At 72.0% G+C, this 2,589-nt stretch carries 1 protein-coding gene and 1 pseudogene; both read right to left on the bottom strand.

What is annotated here, in order from left to right; translation table 11 throughout:
- Nucleotides 1-348: 348 nt before the first annotated feature.
- Nucleotides 349-1,515 (bottom strand): mandelate racemase/muconate lactonizing enzyme family protein, encoded by a 1,167-nt coding sequence (locus tag ADY01_RS34805; RefSeq protein WP_049580814.1) that lies wholly within the window; start codon nucleotides 1,513-1,515, stop codon nucleotides 349-351.
- 155 nt (nucleotides 1,516-1,670) lie between these two features.
- A pseudogene (locus tag ADY01_RS34800) lies at nucleotides 1,671-2,589 on the bottom strand (PD40 domain-containing protein); the annotation flags it as partial.

The raw sequence follows: 2,589 nt of genomic DNA, 5'->3' as shown, positions 1-2,589 counted from the left end.
TTTTTTTTTTTTTCAAAGAAAAAGACGACATCCAAGTTCCCCCTTAGTCCCGGGGGCTGGGAGTTGTTTAAAAGAGACAGCCCGAGAACGGCGCCCCCCCACCCCCCGGCACCCGCCGGCGCCTGACCCGCCGGATCCGGCGATACCGCCGCATCACGGTCACCCACCTCGTCCGCGGCGCCTCCTACGGCCTCGGCACCACCGCCGTCAGCCTCATCACGCTCTGGATCCAGCGCCACCTCTGACCCCGCCGGACCCACCACCGCACCGCCACGGGCCGCCGTCCTCATCACCCCCGAGGGCGGCGGCCCGTCCCCGGAGCCCGCGAGCGTCGGTCGGCCGACCGGGTCAGCTGTGCAGCTCGCGCAGCACCCTGTGGAAGGCGGCCTTGCCCTCCAGGCCGATGCCGGGACTCTCGGTGAGGCCGACACGGCCTCCCACGACCTCGGCGTCGTCGGCGAAGCCGCCGGTGGGCTGGAACTCCCCCGGGTAGGACTCGTTGCCGCCGAGCTTGAGAGCCGCCGCGATGTGCAGGGAGAACTGGTGTCCGCCGTGCGGGACGCAGCGGCGCGAGGACCAGCCGTGCCGGCGCAGCATGTCCTGGATGCGCAGGTACTCCACCAGGCCGTAGCTCAGCGCGGGGTCGACCTGGATGATGTCGCGGTCCTGGCGCATCCCGCCGTAACGGATGAGATTGCGGGCGTCCTGGAGGGAGAAGAGGTTCTCGCCGGTGGCGATGCGGCCGGGGTAGTGCTCGGCGACCACGGCGTTCAGCCGGTAGTCCAGCGGGTCGCCGATCTCCTCGTACCAGAACAGCTGGTACGGCTCGATGGCCCGCCCGTATTCCAGGGCGGTGGCCAGGTCGAACCGGCCGTTGGCGTCGACGGCCAGCCGGGAGCCGTCCCCGCCGAGCACGTCGAGGACCGCCTCGACGCGTCGCAGGTCCTCGGGCAGGTCGGCGCCGCCGATCTTCATCTTCACCACGTCATAGCCCAGGTCGAGGAAGCCGCGCATCTCGTCCTTGAGGTCGCCGAGGGTCTTGCCCGGGGCGTAGTAGCCGCCCGCGGCGTAGACGAACACCGAGTCGTCGGGCCGCCCGTCGCCGTGGCGTTCCGACAGCCACCGGTACAGCGGCTTGTCCGCGATCTTGGAGGCGAGGTCGAACAGCGCCATGTCCACGACGCCGACGGCCACCGAGCGCTCCCCGTGCCCGCCGGGCTTCTCGTTGCGCATCATGACGGCCCACGCCCTGGCCGGGTCCAGCTCGCCCCGCTCGTCCAGGAGGCTGCCGGGCTCGGCGTCCATCAGGCGCGGCAGGACGCGCCTGCGCAGGATCTCTCCCGCGCTGTAGCGGCCGTTGGAGCTGAAGCCGTAGCCCACGACCGGCTTCCCGCCGCGGATGACGTCGCTGACGATCGCCACGATCGAGCAGTCCATGGTGCTGAAGTCGATCCAGGCGTTGCGGATGGACGAGCTGATGGGAACGGTGCCCTCGTGGACGGCGGTGATCCTCATCGTCGGCCCTCCCCGAGTCCGCTCCGGCCCGGACCGGCCTCGGGGGTCCCGTTCCCGTACAGCGTCACCTTCGTCTCCGTCCCGATCCGCGTCGTCCCGATCCCCGTCGTCCTCGTGCGCGGCCGGATACCCGCGCGGGTGCGTCGCCGCGGACGCTACTCCAGGCGCCACAGGCCGATCTCCCGGTCCTGGAACCCGGTGGTGGCCAGGGTGCGGCCATCCGGGCTGAAGGCGAACCGGGCGAACGTCTCCGGGGTGCTCACCTCCCCCAGCTGGGCGTGCGTGGCGGCGTCCCAGGTGCGCAGGCCGGAGTAGTCGGAGGTCAGGAGGCCGCTGCCGTCCGTGCTGTAGGCCAGGCCGGTCGCGTTGCCCCGGTGCTCGGGGAGCCGGGCACCGGTCTCCTCGCCGGTGGCCGGGTCGTAGAAACGGACCTCGGGGCCCGCGGCGAGCGCGAGCGCGCCGCCGTCGGGGCGGAACGCGAGAATCTCGGGGGTGCCCCGGAACCCGGCGGGCGGCTGGGGCAGTTGCTCGCCGCTCTCCACGTCCCACAGGCGCAGGCCGTCGAATCCGGACTCGTCGGTGCGGGCGAGCCTCGTGCCGTCGGGGCTGAACGCCAGCCGGTAGGCGCCGTCCACCACCAGGGGCATGCCGCGCCCGCGGTGGGTGGCGGTGTCGTAGAAGCGGATCTCGTCGTCCATGAAGCCGCCGGCGGCGAGCGTCCGGCCGTCGGGGGTGTAGGCGATGGTCTCGAACGCGCGGGTGGGGTCGTCGTGCACGGCGATCTCCTCGCCGCTGGGGCGCAGGGTGGCGGCGTCCCAGAACTGCACCCGCTCCTTGCTCGCGGTGGCCAGGGTGTGGCCGTCGGGGCTGAAGGCGAGACCCTCGAAGATCGCGAGCGAGGACAGCAGGGGCTCGGTGCGCTCCCGTTGGCCCGCCACATCCCAGAGGCGCAGCACGCCGTCGAAGCTCTCGATGGAGGCGAGCGTGGTGCCGTCCGGATTGAAGCGCAGGGCGGAGATCTCGCCGCCGTGGCCGGTGAGCGTGGCGAGCGGGGCGCGGCGGGCGAGTTCGGCG

The organism is Streptomyces sp. SBT349, assembly GCF_001083795.1.
GTDB lineage: Bacteria > Actinomycetota > Actinomycetes > Streptomycetales > Streptomycetaceae > Streptomyces.
The sequence above is the reverse complement of the archived record's forward strand: the minus strand, read 5'-3'. Positions and strand labels throughout refer to the sequence as shown.